The following is a 14961-nucleotide window of genomic DNA, read 5'->3' as shown; positions in this document are numbered from 1 at the left end:
AGAACGAACGGATCGCGAGCAGTGGCCGGTCCCCGACTGCGAGCAGACGGCTCACGAGCCGAGTCCCAGGGGATCGATTCGGCACCCCTGCAGCGACTCCCGCCCCGCGGCCTCGTCGACGAAGGGGAAGTCGTCGCGCGACGCGTCGTCCGCGTAATCACCCTTCGAGTAGGAGGAGGGCACGACGCCGGAGCGGGCGAGGCACTCGACGATCAGCGTGGTCTCGTCAGCTCGATCCGGGTTGCGATGGGTCCAGCTGTAGAGGGCGCCGATCTCGGTCTCGCCCGAGCTGCGGGAGCAGCCCTTCACATCTTCGTTGGCGGCGTCGGCGTCGGTATCCGGAGCGAACGTCAGGTGGAACGACCCGTCGAGCGCGTACTCGTCGATGCCGTAGCCGAGGTCCGCCACGCACCTGGTGAAGCGGTCGATCATCTCCGCGCGCTCCTGCTCCGAGACCACGCCGTCCTCGATGACGGACCTGGTGAAGTCGTCCGTCGCCCGGCCGTAGGAGGCGGCGAACTCGGATGCCCACGGACCGCTGAAAGCGGGGACCTCACGGGCGGGAGCGGACCCGTCGGCTGACCGTCCGTGGGCTACGCATCCGGCCAGGCCGAGCGCCAGCACTGCGCCTCCTACGACGAGTCGTTTCATCTTCGACATGAGGGGCGGACGACCTACTCGAGGACGTCGTAGTAAGCAGTGTTGCCCGAAGCTCGAAGAGGCGACCAGTGCGCTACGGCGAGCGTCGAGGACGGCTGCCAACCGCTGTACGCGCAGCCGCCGTGACCGCAGGCCGTCGCCTTGTGGCTCTTTCCACTGTGCTGGTACTCGGAGTAGACCTGACCGCCGCTTCCGTAGATGCCGCCGGAGCGGGTTCCGTGATCCCAGACCCCGCCCTCGGAGGGACGCTCCGTCACGGCGGAGGCGCTGACCGCGCCGCCCGCGAGGATGCCTCCTGCCACGAGGGCGCCCACAACCATCGCCGTCGTCCTGCGTCGAACCATTTTCTGCCTGCTTTCCAGCACCGTCGGCGCCGTTCGTCGAATGATGTTCTAAGAGCACCATACGCGTCTGGTCGACGCATTCAGCAGATGGCGCGGGACGCAGTGACGGCGGGCGTGGGAACACGGACGCGAGGCGCGCTCGGCGCGGCAACCCGAGCCGGCACGGCGCGACGAGATGCACAAGAACCGCCCGCTCGAGCGATCCCGCCCCCGAAACGACGGAAGGCCCGCTCTCTCGAGCGGGCCTTCCGTGTGGTGGTGGATCCGAGGGGATTCGAACCCCTGACCTCTTCATTGCGAACGAAGCGCGCTACCAACTGCGCCACGGACCCGTGCCTATCAAGCCGTCACCGGCCCGAACAACTCGTCCACATTAGCACGTGGCCGAGGGGCGGAGGACCGGTCAGGCTCCGCGGCGGCGCTGCAGGGCCTGGTCGAGGTCGATCGCGTCGACGCCCTCGACGACGCCCATCGAGGCGAAGCGGGAGGACGGGCGGGGCGCCTCGGGGACGGGGACCGGGCCGGTCGCGCGGGGCGAGCGGATCGGCGCAACCTCGGGGGCCGCAGCAGCGGCGCGCTGGGCGATCTCGGCGTCCGCGGCGGCGGCGCGGAGGCGCTCCACGGCGTCGATCGAGGCCATGGCGCTGGCCGCGACGGTGCCGCGGGACAGGTAGAGGGGCTTGGGCAGCGGCTGCGGCGTCCAGCGTGTCTCCTCGGCGGCGGCGGCCTCCTCTTCGGGGGCGGCGTCCTCCTCGGCGAGCTCGGCCTCGAAGACCTCGGCGCGGCGGCGGGCCACCTCGGCGGTGCTGGTCGAGACCGCGGCGGGCGCGGCGCTGCGCTGCCGGCCCGGAGCGAGCAGGATCAGGGTCCCCAGACCCGCGGCCAGCAGCAGTACGCCGACCAGCGGAACGACGCCCGCACCGCCGAACGGCAGCATGACCAGCCCGACGAGGGCGACGACGAGGCCGATCAGCACCGTCAGCGCCGCGCCCTGACGCCAGCGCATCGCGCCAGGAGCCGTCCGCGTGCTCTGCCGCGTGCTCGCGGACGCCCGCCGCAGCGCTTCGCGCGCCGCCTTCTCCGCCTGTGCCAGCTCCATCGCCTGTGCCTTCTCTTCGGCTCGTTGTTTGGTCTCGGTCGCCCGGAGGGTGCGCTGCTGCAGCGCGACCTCGCGGGCCGTCGCCTCCGCACGCACGTGCTCGGGCACCTCGGCGGTCTCGGCGAGGATCCGCAGGGTCTGCTGGAGCCTCACCGCGTTGCGCTCGGTCGCGTAGAACGACCGCCGGCGCATCCACGCGGGGATGAGGTAGGCGACCCACAGAACGGCGGCGAGCGCCCAGACGACGCCCCCACCCAGCCAGTCGCTACTCATGCGACCAACGCTAGGAGCACGGGGCGCTCCCGTCCGTCATTACGGGTAGGTGTGTCCGTGCGGATCGCGGATCAATCGGCTCCCCGTCGGGGGGACACCGGCGCCGTCGGGCGGTCCGGAGAGCCCGGATCGGCGGGACGCGCGCTGGTCGGCGTCGGTCGGCAGGCCGACGTCGCTCGGCACGGAGCCGTCGAGGTAGCGGCGCAGGACACCGCGCGGCACCTCCTCCGCCACGAGGGCGAAGCAGAAGTGGTCACGCCAGTCGCCGTTGATGTGGATGAACCGGCGGCGCAGGCCCTCGTAGCGGAAGCCGAGCTTTTCGACCACGCGCAGGCTCGGCCGGTTCTCGGGGCGGATGCAGATCTCGATCCGGTGCAGGCCCAGGTCGAAGAAGGCGTGGTCGGTGGCGAGCGCGACGGAGACCGGGGTGATGCCGCGGCCGGCGTAGCGCTCGGAGACCCAGTAGCCGATCGAGCCGGAGGAGAGGGAGCCGTAGCCGATGTTGGAGATGTTGAGCTGACCGGCCAGCTCACCGTCCCAGTCGATCAGGAACGGCACGCCGCCGCCGGCGCGCGCGTTCTGCTGCAGCGAGCGGATGCTGGCCCGGACGTCGAAGGCCGCGCCGCCGCGGGGGTCGGACGCCTCCCACTGCCGCAGCCAGGCGCGGTTCGCGATCAGCTCGCGCTCGAGGGGGCGGGCGTCCCGGACCCGGATCGGGCGGATGGTGACACGACCCTCGGTGAGCGTCGGTATCGGCAGCGGCATGTGCTGACCCTACTGCGCGGTCGCGGCGGTCGAAGGGGGTGGACCGGAGCGCCGGAACGCGGCAGGGGCGTTCGGGACCGGAGCCGCCTGCATGCTGGTCGAGTAGCGCCGCAGGCGCGTATCGAGACCCACGTCCACCAGTGCACCGGGTCTGCATACACGGCTGCTGGCGACGGTGGATCTCGATACGCCCGCTGCGCGAGCTACTCGATCAGCATGCGGGGGCCCCGAAGCGTGCCGCCCGAAGCGCAGCGCCCGCGCAGCGGGCCCCGTTCAAGGACGGGCGCCCGCCCCGCGGGCTCCTCGCTCAGAGGCCCGCGACGAAGTCCTTCAGCCAGGGCTTGAGGTCGACGCCGAGGTCCTCGCGGTCGGAGGCGAGCTGCACGATCGCCTTGATGTAGTCGAGCTTGTCGCCGGTGTCGTAGCGACGGCCGCGGAAGACGACGCCGTAGACGCCGCCGAACTCGGCCGGGTCCTGCGCCATGCGCTCGAGGGCGTCGGTCAGCTGAATCTCGCCGCCCTTGCCGGGCGCGGTGTGCTCGAGCACGCCGAAGACGTCGGGCTTGAGGACGTAGCGGCCGATGATCGCCAGGTTCGAGGGCGCGTCCTCCTTGGAGGGCTTCTCGACCAGACCGGTGATGCGCACCACGTCGTCCTCGTCGGTGGCCTCGACCGCGGCGCAGCCGTAGAGGTGGATCTGGTCGGGGTCGACCTCGAGGAGGGCGACGACCGTGGTGTCGCGCTGCTCCGCCACGTCGATCATGCGGGTGAGGAGCGGGTCGCGCGCGTCGATCAGGTCGTCGCCGAGGAGGACGGCGAACGGCTCGTCGCCGACGTGGCGCTGCGCGCGCGAGACGGCGTGGCCGAGGCCCTTCGGCTCACCCTGGCGGACGAAGTGCACGTCGGCGAGGTCGCTCGCGTACTGCACGTGCGCCAGCTTGGCGTCGTCCAGCTTCTTGGCGAGGTTCTGCTCGAGCTCGGGGACCGAGTCGAAGTGGTTGGCGAGCGCGTTCTTGTTGCGCCCGATGATGACGAGGACGTCCTGGAGTCCGGCGTCCGCGGCCTCCTCGACCACGTACTGGATCGCCGGCTTGTCGACGACGGGCAGCATCTCCTTGGGGATGGCCTTGGTCGCCGGCAGGAAGCGGGTGCCGAGACCGGCGGCGGGGATGACGGCTTTGCGGATTCGAGTGCCCATGGGGCGCCATACTAGCGGCGGCCGTGGTCGGGCACGTTTCGGCCCGGAGAGGGGCTTGACCGCCGTGTACCCCGCTCGTGGACAGAGCCACCGCAGGACTCCTCACGATCGCGATGCTGCACTCCTCGCGATCGTCATCCGTCCCTCTTCAGGATCGCCGTTCCGGCCGCGAAAGCCGTCCGACACCCCGGATCTAGACTGGGCCGCATGCCAGCCGACATCACCCACGAGAAGCGGGCGCTGCGCGCCGAGCTCCGTGAGCGCCGACGCACGCAGACCGCGACCGCCCGCGAGCAGGCCACCCTGCACCTCACCGAGCACCTCGAGGAGCTGGCGACCCGGGTCGGCGCACGGTCGATCGCCTGCTACCTCTCGGCGCCGGACGAGCCGAGCACCCGCCCGTTCCTCGGCTGGGCCGAGAGTCGCGGGATCCGGGTCCTCTTCCCCATCTCCCGCCAGGACGGCCTGCTCGACTGGGCAGTCGGCGACGGCCACACCGAGACCCAGGGCCTCTTCGGCATGCCGGAGCCGGTCGGTCAGCTGCTCGGCCCGATCGCGATCAACGACGTCGACCTGATCATCGTCCCCGCCGCCACCGTCGACCGCTCGGGCATGCGGATGGGCTGGGGCCGCGGCTACTTCGACAAGACGCTCGGCTCGATGGAGAAGTGCCCGCCGGTCTACGCCGTGGTCTTCGACAGCGAGTTCGTCGAGCACGTGCCCAGCGAGGTGCACGACCAGGCGGTCGACGGCGTCGTCACCCCCTCGGGCATCGTCGACATCCCGCGCTGACCCGCTCCCCTCTTCCCCCACTCCCCCGCCGCCACCCGCCTCAGGAGCACCAGTGCCCACCTACTCCTACCGCTGCACCCAGTGCGGCAACGCCTTCGACATCCAGCAGAAATTCACCGACGACACCCTCACGGAGTGCCCGAGCTGCCAGGGCGCGCTGCGCAAGGTCTTCAGCGCGGTCGGCGTGACCTTCAACGGGTCGGGCTTCTACCGGACCGACTCGCGCGCTTCGGGGTCCGGGTCCGGCTCCGGCTCGAAGGAGTCGAAGGGCGAGTCGGGCGGCGGGTCGTCCACTCCCGCCTCGACCGGCTCGGGCTCCGGCGGATCGTCCTCGGGCGGCTCCGGCTCGTCGTCGGGCTCCTCGGGGTCGGGATCCTCCGGCTCCGGCTCCTCGTCCTCGACATCCGGCTCCGGCTCCGGCTCCTCGGGCTCCTCCTCCTCCAAGCCCTCGTCCTCCGGGTCGGGCTCCTCCTCGTCCCCCTAGGGCCGCCGCTCCCCCGGGAGCGACACCGCCTCCGCGCACCTCACTCCGCCCGCCCGAAGAAACGGAACAGATCATGATCAACGGCTTCAAAGAGTTCATCCTCCGCGGCAACGTCATCGACCTGGCGGTCGCCGTGGTCATCGGCGCCGCGTTCACCACCATCGTCAACGCCATCGTCACCGGGATCTTCAACCCGATCATCGGCGTCATCTTCGACGCCTCCTCGCTCGAGACGCTCGTCTGGACGATCCGCCCCGAGGGCAACGGCCAGGAGGCGTCGGTCATCGCCTGGGGCAGCGTCCTCTCCGCCCTGATCCAGTTCGTGATCGTCGCGTTCGTGCTCTACTTCGCGTTCGTCCTGCCGATCAACCACCTCAAGAACGCCGCGTTCAAGAAGAAGATGGACGACGCCCCGGCCGCCGAGGACAAGGCGCCCACCGAGCTCGAGCTCCTCGCCGACATCCGCGACCTGCTCGCCAACGGCGGCACCGCGACCACCGCGAACTCCGGCAAGCACGTCGACTGACCAGTGTTGACGGCGGAGGGGGCGGCGATCGCGAGGTCGCCGCCCCCTCACCGCGTCCGGCGATGTCCCCGGAGCGCACTCCCGCGGCGTCCGCCGTGTCAATTCTTGTTAACGGTAACAAAGTGCTCGCGTGTCGCCCTCGCGAGCCTTTAGTGTGTGGTTCCTCACCACCCGTGCGACGGAGCACCGGCACCCTCACCCCCGAGGGCCCGCGGCCTCGTCGCCCTCTCGACGACGAGGAATCCTGCATGAGACGATCACGATCGACGTTGCGGACCGCTCTGGCGACCACGACGATCGCAGCCACCGCGCTGCTCGGAGCCGCCCTCCCGGTCTCCGCCTCCGGAGCGACGGCCCAGCCGCTGCTCCACTACAGCTTCGACACCGCGCCGACCGGCACGACCGTCGCCGACACCAGCGGCAACGGCTACAACGGCACCCTGCGCGGCAGCGGCGCCACCGTCGCCGCGGGCGCGCTCAGCCTGCCGGGCGGCTCCGCCGCCGCGGCCCCCTACGTCGACATCCCGACGGCGGGCCTGGTCGGCAAGAAGGACCTCACGGTCTCCACCTGGCTGTCGAACCGGACCGGACCCGCGAACACCGCGGCCGCGTTCCTCGGCGCCCCGGTCGCGGCCGGCGCGTCCTTCTCCTCCGGCTACTACCTGCTCAACCCGACGAACCCGGCCGGCTTCGTCAAGTCGGTCGTCACGAACGCGACGAACGCCGGCGCCCCGTGGAGCACCGAGGTCGGGCCCGGCTCGACGAACGCCGCCACGACCGGCCTGCGCACCCCCGCCGGCTACTCGCTCTACACGACGGTCATCGACGGCACCAACGGCACCCTCTCGGTCTACGTCAACGGCACCCGGATCGGCCAGAACGCGATCACCCGCAACGTCTCGTCCTTCGGCGCCTCGCTGGTCGGCTACCTCGGCCGCTCGACCTACAATGACGCCGGCTGGAACGGCCTCGTCGACGACTTCGCGGTCTACGACAGTGCGCTCACCGCCGACGCCGTCACCGCGCTCTACTCGTCGCAGGCGATCGACCGCGCCGTCGCCTCCGTCAGCATCCCGACGACCGCGACCGCCGACTTCGCGCTGCCCACCAGCAGCGCCGGCGTCGCCGTGACCTGGCGCTCGAGCAGCGCCGCCATCGCCGTCTCCGGAGGCAACGCCGTCGTCACGCGACCGGCCGCCGGCTCCCCCGACGCCGCCGTGACGCTCACCGCCACCTTCACCTCCGGCAGCGACACGCGCACCGTCGACTACCCGGTGCTCGTCACCGCGCAGCTCGCCGACGCCGACAAGGTCCAGCGCGACCTCGACGCCGTGACCGTCGCCCAGGCCGGCGACGTCCGCACCAACATCTCGGTGCCGACCCGCGGCGCCCTCGGCTCGGCCATCGCCTGGAGCGTCGTCGGCTCGAGCGCCGCGACGATCCGCGACGGCAGCACCGCCGACAGCCGCACGATCGTCGTCGAGCGCCCCGCCGCGGGCAGCCCGGCCGTCGATGTGACGGTCCGCGCGACCGCGACCAGCGGATCGGTGACGCGCACCCGCGACTTCACCCTCCGCCTCCAGCCGCTGCCCACGGGCACGGACGACACCGAGGCCTACGTCTGGGCCTTCTTCACCGGGGAGGGCGCCGGCGCCGAGCGCGTCAGCCTCGCCGCCTCGAAGGGGAACGACGCCCTCGACTGGAACACCCTGAACGGCGGACAGCCCGTCTTCACCTCCGACCAGGGCACCAAGGGCCTGCGCGACCCGTTTATCCTCCGCTCGCACGAGGGCGACAAGTTCTTCATGCTCGCGACGGACCTGAAGATCGACGGCCTGGCCGGCGGCTTCGACACCGCGCAGAAGTCGGGCTCGAAGTACATCGAGGTCTGGGAGTCGACCGACCTGGTGAACTGGTCGGCGCAGCGCCACGTGAAGGTCTCGACCGACTTCGCCGGCAACACCTGGGCCCCCGAGGCGTACTGGGACGACGAGCTCGACACCTACGTCGTCTTCTGGGCCTCGAACATGTACCCGACGACGAACGCGGCCGACCGCACCGCCGTCACCTACAACCAGATGATGTACGCGACCACCGACGACTTCGTCACCTTCTCGGAGGCGAAGCCGTGGATCGACGTCAAGCGCGGCACCGGCCGCGGCACGATCGACTCGACCATCGCGAAGGACGGCGACACCTACTACCGCTTCACCAAGGACGAGGCGTCGATGACGCTCCGCGAGGAGAAGAGCACCGACCTGCTCGCCACGGTCAGCGGCTCACTGCCCGGCACCTCCGGACCCGCGGACGAGTGGACCCTGGTCAAGGAGCGCGTCGCCTCCGGCCTGCCCAACGGCGAGCCGAACGGCACCTTCACCAGCGGTGAGGGCCCGAACGTCTTCCCCGCGAACGAGGGCGACGTGAACGGCCTCGACTGGTTCCTCTTCATCGACCAGCCGGACTACCACGCGGGACCGAACCACTACATCCCGTTCGGCACCGACGACCTGGCCGCCGACGCCTGGCAGCCGCTCGGTGCGAAGCTGCGGGAGAACCTGCCGCAGAACTCCGACGGCGGCAAGCCCCGCCACGGCACGGTCATCCCGGTGACCCGCGCCGAGTACCAGCGGATGCTCGAGGCCTACGCCCCGGCGATCGCCGTCACCTCGGTCGCTCCGGTCGCGGTCTCGACCGCCGCCGGTGTCGCTCCGGTGCTGCCGAGCGCGGAGCTCACGACGGCGGACGGCGCGAAGCGCACCGTCGCCGTGACCTGGGACGCCGTCGCCCCCGCCTCCTACGCCGCCGCCGGCACCTTCACGGTGCGGGGAGTGGCGCAGGACGACTCGCGGATGCCGGTGACCGCCACGGTCACCGTCCAGTCATCGCTGAAGCTGACGGCCGCGGCGACCACCCGCTGCGTCGCCGGCAAGGTGGTGCTGACGGTCGTCGCGACCAACGGCGACACCGTCCCGATGGACGTCACGGTCACCTCGACGGCGGGCACGAAGTCCTTCGCCGGCGTCAAGGCGGGCTCGAACGCCTCCGCCGCCTTCACCGTCCGGGCCACCCAGCTCGCGGCCGGCGAGGCGACGGTGACGGCGACCGCCACGGTCGGTGGCAAGTCCGTCACCTCGACGGTCAAGGCCCCCTACGCGGCCCGCACCTGCGGCTGACCCGCTACCGCGACGACGACGGCCCATCGTGCTCCGGCACGGTGGGCCGCCGTCGTCCGCGGCCCGCGAGATGCCACTTGTGCGCGCGACACGCCGTGAAAAGCGTGCACAAGTGGCATCTCGCGAGAGGGGTCAGTAGTGCGGGGGGACGTCCTGGCGGAGGCGGGCGTCGTTCGGGCCCGTGTCGGGGCGCAGGGCGGGCGCCTCGGGGTCGGGGACGACGGCGTCGTGCGGCGAAGGGTCGGTGCCCGGCTTCGCGGGCAGGGTCGCCCGCCGGCCGCCGCGCGAGCGCCGGAGCGGTCGGTCGGCGCCGGCGGGCGCGGCGGCCCGGGAGTCCTCGGGCACGCTCAGTCGGCGGGCAGGGGCGTGATCGGCTGCGTCTCGTTCGACGCCGGGGCGGCGTCCTCGACGATCGGCGCGCCGGCGCCCACCGGCACCTCGATCGGACCGGTCGACGTCTCGTCCTGCGGGGCGCCGATCAGCCCGGCGACCCGCGCGGCCACGGCCTCGGGATCGGCGAACAGCTCGAAGTTGTGCACGCGGAGGTAGTGCCAGCCGAGGCGGCGCAGCAGCTCCGGGCGCAGCCGCAGCGAGACCCGGAGGCTCTGCGTGCTGACGTCGCGGTCGGTCTCGACGACGACGGCGCGGGTGCCGTGCGCCGCGACCAGCGCGAGCTTGCCCTTGTGCCCGATGTTGACGCGCAGTCCGCGGCGCTCGAGACGCGCGGCCAGGTCGACCAGCATCGGCTCGGAGTAGTCGTCGCGGTCGCTCGGCTGGACGCGGTCCTCCGCCTCCTGGAGCACCTGGGCGAGCGCGACCATGCCGTAGCGCATCCGCGACTCGTCGATGTCGCCGGGGCGGAAGCAGGAGACGATGTCCATCGAGCGGCGGGCGCGGGTCATGCCGACGGCGAGCAGGCGCTCTCCGCCCGGCTCTGCCAGCGCACCGAAGTTGGAGAGCAAGCGCCCGTGCGGGGTGCGGCCGTAGCCGATCGAGAAGATGACCCGGTCGCGGCTCTGCGCGACCGACTGCTCGAGCGTCACCACCGCGAACGGCTCGGGCCGGTCGCCGAGGATGAAGTCGTTGAGATCGGCGCGCTTGGCGAACGCGGTGAGCACGGCCTGCTGCACCCGGACGGCGTGCCGCGGGCTCGCGGTGATCACCATCAGCGACTCGCGCGGGCGGATGACCGCGTGCTCGAGCACCAGCTCGACCACCTTCGCGACCTCGGCGTCGACGGACTCGACCGCTCCGGAGTCGTTCTCCGGCATGCCGTGTCCGCTGGCGATGTAGTGGAAGCGGAGCGAGTCGTGCCCGAGGAACGAGCCGGCCCACGGCAGCGAGTCGATCCGGCCGCCGTAGAAGCGGCGGTTCACCAGCTCGGCGAGGTCCTCGCCGCCCGCGCGGTAGCTGCGGGTGAGCGTGACGGTGTTGAGCAGCTCGCCGAGGCGGGCCAGTGCCGACTGCGCGTGCAGGGCCTCGACGTCGGTGCGCGAGGCGGCGCTGCCGAACTCGACGGTCTCGTCGACCCGGAGCGAGAACGGCGTCGGCGTCTGCGTCACCGGGTCGCCGAACGCGACGACCTGCTTGGCGCGGCGGATCGCTCCGACGTTCTCGGCGAGGGTCGTGGCGCCGGCGTCGACGAGGAAGACCGCGTCGAAGGTGGTCTCGGTGCCGATGCGGTGCACCTCGTAGGGCGAGGCGAGCCAGGCCGGAGCGAGCACGCGGGAGAGGTGCGGCGCAGCCTTCTGCAGCTCCTGAGGCGTGGTCGAGGCCTCGGAGCGGAGCAGCGCGCGCAGGGCGTCGCGCTCGAGCTGCCAGTCGACGAGCCCGATCTTCCAGGTCTCCGAGAGCTTCCAGGCGAGCAGCTCGGCGCTGGAGGCGGCGTGGGCCTCGTCGACGAGCTTGAAGTCGGCCTCGAGGCGGTCGAGCACGCTGGTGTTGCCGCCGAGCAGGGCGCGCTCGTCGGTCAGCATGATCTCGAGCGCCGAGCGCCACCAGGCGAGGTCGAGCTCGATCGCGACCAGCTCGGCCGGCACGTGGCGGCGCGAGAGGTCGGTCAGCAGCGGGTCCAGGCCCCACTCGCGCAGCGTCGAGAGCAGCGTCGTGCGCTCCTGCAGGTTGGCGAGCACCTCGCTGTCCTCGGCGAGCCCGGAGACCATCGAGACGAGCTCGGCGAGCGGGAGGGACGCCAGCGGCGTGCTGCTCCCGCGCCGGCCGAGCGGCTCGTCGAGCCGGCCGAGCTGGTCGGACACCTGCTGGAAGGCGACCTGCACGTCGGCCACGCCGACCGGCACCTCGGGGACGGTGCCCGCGACGGCGTAGCGCTGCCAGAGCGTGCGCTGCTGCTGCACGCGGCGCAGCGACGCGTTGAGGTCGGTCACGTGCGCGCCGGGCCGCATGTACTCGCGGGCGAGCTTCTTCAGGCGGCGGCGGTTCGTCGAGGACATCTCGGCGGCCTCGCGGCGCGGCGAGGTGGCGACGATGAGGTCCTGGATCGAGCGGTCGAAGACGGCCGGCTGGAACTTGTCGAGCGTCTCGCGGACGTCCTGCAGCAGGCGCAGGTAGATGCCGAGCTCGGCGACCGACTCGAACGGGCGCATGCGCGTCTGCGCGATGACGTCCTGGGCGCGGTCGAGCAGGCGCGGCAGGTCGCGCAGGTGCAGGCGCTTGGCCAGCTCGTGCGCGGCCTCCGCGTCGGCGGTGGAGTCGAACTGCGCGCCGTACCAGGGCGAGTCGCCCGGTCCGTAGCGGAACTCGCCGAGGCGGGCCGACTCGATCAGCATCCGGGTCGCCTCGGGCCGGCTGTGCGCGAGGGCGGTGACGGCGCGGCGGTCGAGGCGGGCGGCGGTCGACGGGGGCGTGCGCAGCTGCGAGAGGCGCGCCAGCTCCTCGAGGGCCTGCAGCGCGGAGACGCCGAAGCTGGGGTCGCGGCGCGAGAGGGCGCCGCGGTAGTCGAGCAGCACCTTGCGCAGGCGCAGCAGCGCGTCGTCGATCTCGCTGACGGAGGGGCGCGCGGCCTTCTCGTTGCGGCCGATCGACTGGATCAGGTCGCGGCGGAGCGTGCGCGGGCTGACGGCGATGCCGCCGAGGCCGGCGGAGAGCAGCCGCTGATGGATGCTGTCGAGGCTCGAGCGGCGGGCGCCGACCACGAGGACGCGCTTGTGCTGCGCGGCGAGCGCGCCGATCGCGTTGACGATCGTCTGCGTGCCGCCGGTGCCGGGCAGCGTCTTCACGACGAGCGAGTTGCCGGCCGCGATGTTCGCGATGACCTGCTCCTGCTCGGCGTCGGCGTCCAGGAGGAGGTTGTCGGTCGCCGGCGGACGCTCGTCCTGCGGGATGATCGACGCCACCTTCTGCGACTGCTGCAGCGCGCGCTTGGCGGCCGGGTTGCCGGCGACCGCGTCCAGGACGGGGTGCTCCAGCATCCGGGCGTCGCGGAGCATGTCGCCGGCGACGTCGGCGAAGCTCGACACCACCAGGCGCGGGTGCACGGCGAACCAGGGCAGGTGCGAGGTGAGTCCGCGCAGCTGGTCGATGACCGGCTGCGGCTTGAAGACGCCGCTCTGCACCGCGAGCTCGACGAACTGCTCGGGGTCGATCGTGATGCCGAACTGCTGCTTGAGCGCGCGGGCGAGCTGCGGGTTGAAGTAGGGCTGGCCCTTGAGCTTGAGCTCGAAGTCGCGGCCGTAGCGGCGGATCGCGAGCGGGCGCAGGAGGACGGGGGCGGTGAACTCCGTCTCGCCGGCACGCCACTGGGCGAGGCCGATCGCGAGGTGCACGCCCTCGATGCCGCGGACCGAGCGCAGCTCGATCCCCTTGTCGGTGATGGCGGCGGCGGCGTTCTTCGCGGTGCGCAGCGCCAGCTCGTCGCGGATGAGGGAGGAGAGCAGGGTCGTCTTGCCCGAGATGAACGGGGGCAGCCCGCCCGGGTGCGTGGTGGACAGCTCGATGCGGGTGCGCGGGGAGTCGACGAAGTGCAGGAGCGGCGAGGGGCCGCCGACCTTGGCGAGCTCCTCCCGCCAGGACTGCCAGACCGGGTCGGCCGCGTTGCCGCCCTGGTAGCCGGCCTCGCCGCTCGTCACCTGGACGGGCGTGGTGGCGTTGGAGGGGAGCTGGAGGGCGGACGCCTCGCGCGGGTCACCGGACTCGGGGGAGGTCGCCACCGGTCCGGCTCCTGGGAAATCGTCGACACGTTGCACACGGACACCCTAAGCCGGGGATCTGCGAAAGGCCGTAGCGACTCGGATCGGCCGGACGACCGAGGCGTCACCCGCGTCTGGGGGTCGTGCGGGTCGGTCAGGCCGCGGCGCGAGCGAGCCCCTCGTCGCCGGGTCGCGCTCCGCGATCGGGCCAGACGCCGAGCGGGGGCACGCTCTCGACGCGGCGCTCGCCGTCCGCGACGACGACGCGGCTCTCGACGCGGTCGTGCCCGCCGGCGACGGCCACGGCGATCATGACGGCCTCGGCGTGGTCGCGGGTCAGGTGCCCGAACGCCGCGCGCAGGTCGACCGGGCGGCCGGTGGCGAGCGACAGCGCGATCCGGGCGACCGCCTCCTCGGAGAGGTCGAGCAGGTGCGCGCCGCGCTCGAGGACCGCCAGGTCGACCGCCGATCCCGCTGCGCTCTCACGGACCCACGGCAGTCCCGGGCGGGCGCAGCCGGTGCGCAGGAGCAGCTCCTGCGCGAGGGCGACGGCGGGGGTCGCGGTGGACGGGACGGCGGGCGCGGCGGTCACGAGGCGGCTCCGGTCGGCGCGGACGGCCCGCGGCGGCTCTCCCGGCGGGCGGCGCGGACCGCCACCGAGGTCACGGCCGTGAGGACGCAGATCAGCCCGACCAGCGCCGGCGCGAGCCAGCCGAGCACGCCCGCCCGCTCGACGGTGGGCCCGACGTACGACCACTGCGTGAGGCCGTGGACGAAGAGGGCGAAGAAGCCGAGGGCGACGCCGGTCAGCGCGGTGACGAGATCGGCCGGGCGGAGGACCTCGTCGTCGTCGGTGAACGCGGCGGGAGGCGCGGCGGCGGCCGGGTCGGTGGCCGGCAGCGCGAGGGTGCCGGTGGACGGAGTGGACATGGAACCGATGGAACCAGGCGATGGCCGTCTCCGGCGTCCTCCGCTGGCATGATGGCGCGCGCCGTTCGACTCACGTCGCGCGGCGTCGCCCGAGCGAGGATTGGAAGCGCAGGAGGTAGCCGTCGGGATCGGTGACGAGGACCTGGCGGACGCCCGCCTCCTCCTCCCCCGCGCGGTACCAGCGGGTCTCGGCAGGGGTGAACAGGGGCACTCCTGCCGCGTCGAGGGCCGCCGCGACGGCGTCCGCGTCGTCGACGCGGATCTGGAGGTTCGCGCCGCGGCCGAGCGGGCGCTCCAGCGGCGCGGTGATCCAGTCGCGGGTGCTGCCGATCCGGTCGAGCATGACGTGGGCGCCGCCGCGGACGAGGTACGCGAAGCCCTCCTCCGGCCGCGCGTAGCGGACCGCGAAGCCGCAGGGGCCGCACCAGAAGGCGAGGCTGCGCTCGAGGTCCTCGACGAGGAGCTCGGGGACGAGGTCGGGCTCGACGGCGGAGTCGGGCTCGGCGGCGGGATCGGCGGCGGTCACGGCGCCATGCTGCCACGGACCCGCCGCGGATCGAGGGCCGGGCTAG

Annotated in this window: 14 protein-coding genes and 1 tRNA gene; 4 read left to right on the top strand and 11 right to left on the bottom strand. The window is 72.4% G+C overall.

Annotation, left to right across the window (positions count from 1 at the left end):
• Positions 1-51: 51 nt before the first annotated feature.
• From EDF36_RS16805 to galU, 6 genes are all read right to left on the bottom strand, one after another.
• The gene (locus EDF36_RS16805) at positions 52-651 is read right to left on the bottom strand and encodes a hypothetical protein (RefSeq protein WP_148060083.1); all 600 of its coding nucleotides are present in this window, start codon (positions 649-651) and stop codon (positions 52-54) included.
• Positions 652-674: 23 nt separating this feature from the next.
• Entirely contained in the window at positions 675-1004 is a 330-nt protein-coding gene (locus EDF36_RS16800; RefSeq protein WP_148060082.1) for a lactococcin 972 family bacteriocin, read from the bottom strand.
• Positions 1005-1260: 256 nt separating this feature from the next.
• A tRNA-Ala gene (locus tag EDF36_RS16795) sits at positions 1261-1336 on the bottom strand.
• A 71-nt stretch (positions 1337-1407) separates the two neighbouring features.
• Complete coding sequence (locus EDF36_RS16790; RefSeq protein WP_123733860.1) at positions 1408-2376, bottom strand: hypothetical protein; 969 nt, start codon at positions 2374-2376, stop codon at positions 1408-1410.
• 39 nt (positions 2377-2415) lie between these two features.
• Positions 2416-3141: a GNAT family N-acetyltransferase gene (locus EDF36_RS16785; protein ID WP_123733859.1), complete on the bottom strand. Its 726-nt coding sequence runs from the start codon at positions 3139-3141 to the stop codon at positions 2416-2418.
• Positions 3142-3448: 307 nt separating this feature from the next.
• Positions 3449-4339 (bottom strand): UTP--glucose-1-phosphate uridylyltransferase GalU, encoded by an 891-nt coding sequence (galU, locus tag EDF36_RS16780; protein ID WP_123702478.1) that lies wholly within the window; start codon positions 4337-4339, stop codon positions 3449-3451.
• A 207-nt stretch (positions 4340-4546) separates the two neighbouring features.
• Between galU and EDF36_RS16775 the strand changes: the two genes are divergently transcribed.
• From EDF36_RS16775 to EDF36_RS16760, 4 genes are all read left to right on the top strand, one after another.
• A complete protein-coding gene (locus tag EDF36_RS16775; RefSeq protein WP_123445234.1) occupies positions 4547-5131 on the top strand; it encodes a 5-formyltetrahydrofolate cyclo-ligase in 585 nt (194 codons plus the stop codon).
• A gap of 52 nt (positions 5132-5183) precedes the next feature.
• Entirely contained in the window at positions 5184-5615 is a 432-nt protein-coding gene (locus EDF36_RS16770; RefSeq protein WP_123733858.1) for an FmdB family zinc ribbon protein, read from the top strand.
• 73 nt (positions 5616-5688) lie between these two features.
• Positions 5689-6141, top strand: coding sequence for a large conductance mechanosensitive channel protein MscL (mscL, locus tag EDF36_RS16765; protein WP_185020085.1), 453 nt, complete (start codon positions 5689-5691; stop codon positions 6139-6141).
• 248 nt (positions 6142-6389) lie between these two features.
• Entirely contained in the window at positions 6390-9314 is a 2925-nt protein-coding gene (locus EDF36_RS16760; protein WP_185020524.1) for an immunoglobulin-like domain-containing protein, read from the top strand.
• A gap of 132 nt (positions 9315-9446) precedes the next feature.
• On the opposite strand, the gene EDF36_RS16755 is transcribed toward EDF36_RS16760, so the two are convergent.
• From EDF36_RS16755 to EDF36_RS16735, 5 genes are all read right to left on the bottom strand, one after another.
• Positions 9447-9659 (bottom strand): hypothetical protein, encoded by a 213-nt coding sequence (locus tag EDF36_RS16755; RefSeq protein ID WP_123733856.1) that lies wholly within the window; start codon positions 9657-9659, stop codon positions 9447-9449.
• Positions 9660-9661: 2 nt separating this feature from the next.
• Positions 9662-13480, bottom strand: a complete 3819-nt coding sequence (locus EDF36_RS16750; RefSeq protein WP_372487843.1) for an ATP-binding protein — start codon at positions 13478-13480, stop codon at positions 9662-9664.
• Between the two features lie 133 nt (positions 13481-13613).
• A complete protein-coding gene (locus EDF36_RS16745; RefSeq protein ID WP_123733855.1) occupies positions 13614-14051 on the bottom strand; it encodes a hypothetical protein in 438 nt (145 codons plus the stop codon).
• The gene (locus EDF36_RS16740) at positions 14048-14389 is read right to left on the bottom strand and encodes a hypothetical protein (protein WP_123733854.1); all 342 of its coding nucleotides are present in this window, start codon (positions 14387-14389) and stop codon (positions 14048-14050) included. Before EDF36_RS16740 ends, EDF36_RS16745 begins: the two co-directional genes overlap by 4 nt.
• Positions 14390-14459: 70 nt before the next feature.
• Positions 14460-14915, bottom strand: coding sequence for a VOC family protein (locus EDF36_RS16735; protein WP_123733853.1), 456 nt, complete (start codon positions 14913-14915; stop codon positions 14460-14462).
• Positions 14916-14961 lie beyond the last annotated feature (46 nt).

Source organism: Rathayibacter sp. PhB152 (assembly GCF_003751395.1).
Taxonomy (GTDB): Bacteria; Actinomycetota; Actinomycetes; order Actinomycetales; family Microbacteriaceae; genus Rathayibacter; species Rathayibacter festucae.
Note: the sequence above shows the minus strand (reverse complement) of the source record. Positions and strands in the feature narration are given on the sequence as shown.